Raw genomic sequence first — 4,740 nt, forward strand, 5'->3', positions numbered from 1 at the left:
TTTTGTATGTACAAAACATAATTAATAATAGACCTAGAGAGATTTTAGGTTATTTATCTGCTATTGATGTTTACACAAAACTTAGTCAAGAAAACCCGTGAAATGAAATACCAGAAAATGAAAATTTATACGGATGACAAAAACGAGGACACGCAAGCAACGCTAATAGAAACAAATTTTTTAAAAAGCTAATAGATTAATTATAAAAATTGAGATGTCTATCTTGATTTTTTATTATTTAAGTTTTTTAAAATATATAAAAAAGATATACCTTGTAAATAAGATATATCTTTATTTTGATTGTAGCTTTTGAAATTACAATCTGGGACACAGACTTTTAAGGTCTGTGTATTGTTTTATTTATCTATAAAACAGCTTTAAACTTATTTTTAGAATTTAAAATAACTTTTTTAAATTCTACACAAATAGTTAAAACTAAAGCTAGAGGAACTGATCAAGCTAAGAAGATTCCAGAATTTACCGAAGTAATACCAGGGAACATTTTAAACATTTGAGCAACTTTCGGAACGAATGCTGCAAATATTACTGATAATGCCGAGAATAAAGCAGCTAATCATACTGGTCAATATTTCTTCATACTTGAAGTGAAAATAGATTTATCACTCATTAAATTAATTGAATTTATAGAGGTAGCTAATCCCATTGTTATAAAGGCACAAGTAGACGAAATTAAAGGAATATTTTCAATTAGCATTTTATCACTACTGTTGATGCAAAATAACACTGCACCAGCGTATGACAATAACGAAACTAAACTCACAACACAAGATTGTCAAAGTAGTTCAATTCCCATGCCTCTAGCAAAAAGACTTTCTTTCTTTAAATAAGGTTTTCTAGCCATAACATCTTTGCCTGAATCAACTAAGCCTAAGGCAATTGCTGGCAGTCCATGAGTTAATAAGTTAATTCATAGTAATTGTGAAGCACTGAATATATAAAAACCATATTCAGTATTTTTATAATATTCTTTGAAAGCTAAATTAAAGGCAACCATACCAATAAGCATTACTAATACTTCTGTAATAGAACTTACTAATAAGTTCATTGTTACAGTTTTAATTTTGTCAAAAACTAATCTACCATTTTTGACTGATTTAACTATAGTATTGAAGTTATCGTCAGTTAAAATTAAGTCAGAACTCTGTTTTGAAACATCAGTTCCAGTAATTCCCATAGCACAACCTATATCGCTAGCTTTTAAGGCAGGAGCATCATTAACTCCGTCACCTGTCATTGCTACAACTTTTTCGTGTGACTGTCAAGCTTTAACGATTCTAAGTTTATCTTCAGGGTTTACACGAGCATAAACAGCTATTTTAGTTACTTTTTGAGCTAATTCTTCATCGCTTCATTTTTTTAATTCACTGCCTTCAACAGATAAATCTTCAGGACCTAAAATCCCTAAACTTGTAGCAATTGAATTAGCTGTGGTTAAATGGTCACCAGTAATCATAACTACTTTTATTCCAGCTCTTTGAGCCTCAGCAATACTATCTTTAACATTAGCTCTTGGAGGGTCAATCATAGCAATCAGACCAACAAATTCTAAATCTTTTTCATCGTCAAAGTTAATTTTATTTTTGTTTTCTACTTTTGAAGCAAAAGCTAGAACTCTATAGGATTTTTTAGCTCAGTCTTCATTTATTTTTAAGATTGCTTCCTTATCTATGTTATTACATCTATTAATAATTACGTCAGGAGCACCTTTAGTTAACATAACTTTTTTGTTGTTATTAGATTCAACTAAAACAGACATCATTTTTCTATCACTATCAAAAGGAAGTGAATCAATAATGTTATGTTTTTGTAATAATGTTTCTTTTTTAATATCGTACTCATAACCGAATCTTAATAATCCAGTTTCAGTTGGGTCGCCAATTTCTTTAAATTTATCATTTTCTAATGTAATATATGCATCATTACAATAGCAAGCAACCTTAATTAATTCAAGTAAATCTTTATCATTATTTTGTAGGCTTTTTAGGAATTTATTGTTTGTATAAGCATCAACTACAGTCATTTTATTTTCAGTTAATGTACCTGTTTTATCGGTGCAAATAATTGAAGCTGACCCTAGAGTTTCAACTGCTAATAGATTCTTAACAAGTCCGTGCTCTTTACTAATTTTAGTTACACCAATTGAAAGTATAACGGTAGTAAAAGCTATTAAGCCTTCAGGTATAGCCGCAACAGCTAGTGAAATACCCGTTACAAGTGAATCTGTATAAACCTCTGGATTATTTCAAATTTTTGTGTCTAAATTATTTAGCAAGATTTGTAAAATAAAGCTAACAAATAGTAAGATAACACCAGCATAACCAAATCATTTACTTAATTTATTTAGCTTGGCTTGTAAAGGTGTTTCTGTTTTCTTTTGTTTTTGAATTAATGAGTTAATTTTTCCAATTTCAGTATTAACACCAATAGCTTCAACAATATAAACTGCCTTACCGTTAGTTACATATGTGCCAGAGTAAACATAATTATTGTTATTTGCTAAAGTTGAATCTAAAGGTTTATCTCAATTTACAAACTTTTCAATCGGATTGCTTTCGCCAGTTAAACTAGCTTCAACAACATAAAAGTTTGATGCTTCAAGTATTCTACCGTCAGCGTTAATTGTGTCGCCAGCAGCTAAAATAACTAAGTCTCCTGGAACTAATTTATTAGCAGGAATAATAATAACTTCATTATTCCTCTTAACAGTTACATTAGATATAGAAGAATTTTCTAAAGCCCGTACTGCTTGATCGCTTTTTACTTCTTGGTATGCACCAATTAAACTATTTAATAGTATTACAAGTAAAATAATGCAAGGTTCAACATATCCCACAATAACTCTTGTATTAACTTGTCCTAGCTTAATGTGTTCATAAATAGCTAACCCAAAACTTATTGCAGCTGCTATTAAAAGTAAGATAACCATAGGATCTGCAAATTGCTTTAAGTATGCTAATATAGGATTTACTTTAGCTCTTTTAGCTAAAGTATTTTCACCGTATTTTTGCATATTTTCGTGAGCTTGTTCACTAGTTAAGCCTGTATACTTTTTTGCTTCATTCAGAGTCATTTTTCTCCTTTTTTATTTAATTTATTAAATAAAACTTAAAAAATTATAATGAATTATAAAATTAAAAAAAGAAATAAAAAAATGGCGGGGAAGAGAGGGCTCGAACCTCCGCAGGTGTTGCCACCTCTAACACGTTAGCAATGTGTCCTCTTCACCAACTTGAGTACTTCCCCACTCAATTAGCTTTTATATTATAACAAATAGATTTATTATCGCAACAAAATTATAAAAGTCATTACACGCAACTGATATTGAATATTTAAACAAGTAAAAATCATTTTTAATTTATTGTACAACCCTAAAAAGACTGTAAAACAGGTTAAAATAAAAACTGGATAACCAGTTTTAGTATTTAAAGATTTTTAACTTTTTCTTTAATGTAATTAGCTATTTTATCTTTAATTTCATCATTTTCTAAAGCATAATCAATATTAGCTTTAACAAATCCTTCAATAGAACCCAAGTCGTATCTTGTTCCTTCAAATTCAAAAGCATAAATTTTTTGATTGTATTTATTCATTAATTCATTAAATGCATCAACAACTTGTATTTCATTCATTCCATCATACGGAATTCTGCTTAATATATCTAATATTTCTGAATTAAAAATATATCTACCTAAAATAGCTTTATCACTTGGTGCATCTTCACGTTTGGGTTTTTCTACTGCTCCAACGATTTCAAATGCTTTTTCATTTCTTTCGGATTCATTTAAAGGTTTAACAATACCATATTTATGTACATAATCCATTCCAACACTTTGAACACCTAAAATGTTTACGCCTGTTTTATTGTAGAATTCTACCAATTGTCTTGTTGCAGGTATATTAGATTTAATTAAGTCATCACCCAAAATTATTGCAAATGGTTCATTATTAATATAATCTTTAGCACAAGCTAAAGCGTGCCCTAAACCATTTTGACTTTGTTGAATGATAGTCTTAACTAAATGAATTCTGTTTGTTTTTCTTACTTTATTCAATAATGTAATTTTACCTTTTGATTCCAATTCTGATTCCAAAGCTTCATTAACATCAAAGAATCTTAAAATGTCTTTTTTTCTTTCACTGATAATAATATAGATTTCTTCAATTCCTGAATTTACAGCTTCATCAACTAAATAATTAATTAATGGTGTATCTAAAATTGGAGTTAATTCCTTGTGCATTATTTTAGTCATAGGTAAGAATCTAGTTCCTCAACCTGCAGCAGGAATAATTAATTTTCTAACTTTCTTAATTTCTTTTTCCATAGTAAAACAATTATATACATAAAAAATATGCAATAAAACAATAATAAAAAATCCTATAAAATGCAAAAGTGAGATTCCGCCTAAAAAGATAAATAATAAAAATCTATTTTAATAATAGACTATTGATTAGAAAATAATAGAAAAGATTGCCTTATAAGGCAAAAAAGATGAATTTTTTAATGAATTTTACAAATTACCTGAATTTTCGTTTACTTATTAATGAACGAGTTTGAAATTTTCTCTAACTGTGAAGGTTTGAAATTTTTATAATTTCAGTCTGCGATATTGTGTCTTTCAATTTTATTAATTCTTTCTTGAATTATATCCATATCACTTTGAGTGAATTTATCCATAGATGTGCCTTTTGGGATAAATCTTCTGATATAACGGTGTGCAT

The 4,740-nt window shown here is 28.5% G+C and carries 3 protein-coding genes, 1 tRNA gene and 1 pseudogene; 1 reads left to right on the plus strand and 4 read right to left on the minus strand.

What is annotated here, in order from left to right:
- Nucleotides 1-200: pseudogene (locus T390_RS04190) on the plus strand (IS30 family transposase); the annotation flags it as partial.
- A 164-nt stretch (nt 201-364) separates the two neighbouring features.
- On the opposite strand, the gene T390_RS0103400 reads toward T390_RS04190, so the two are convergent.
- The 4 genes from T390_RS0103400 to T390_RS04145 form a co-directional block, all read right to left on the minus strand.
- A complete protein-coding gene (locus T390_RS0103400; protein ID WP_027335082.1) occupies nt 365-3,091 on the minus strand; it encodes a cation-translocating P-type ATPase in 2,727 nt (908 codons plus the stop codon).
- Between the two features lie 82 nt (nt 3,092-3,173).
- Nucleotides 3,174-3,264, minus strand: a tRNA-Ser gene (locus T390_RS0103405).
- Between the two features lie 179 nt (nt 3,265-3,443).
- Nucleotides 3,444-4,343, minus strand: coding sequence for a UTP--glucose-1-phosphate uridylyltransferase (locus tag T390_RS0103410; protein ID WP_027335083.1), 900 nt, complete (start codon nt 4,341-4,343; stop codon nt 3,444-3,446).
- Between the two features lie 209 nt (nt 4,344-4,552).
- Nucleotides 4,553-4,740 (minus strand): hypothetical protein (locus T390_RS04145; protein ID WP_408633495.1); only part of this gene is annotated, 188 nt, incomplete at its 5' end.

The organism is Mycoplasmopsis felifaucium ATCC 43428, from assembly GCF_000687775.1.
In the GTDB taxonomy this organism is placed as follows: Bacteria; Bacillota_I; Bacilli_A; order Mycoplasmatales; family Metamycoplasmataceae; genus Mycoplasmopsis; species Mycoplasmopsis felifaucium.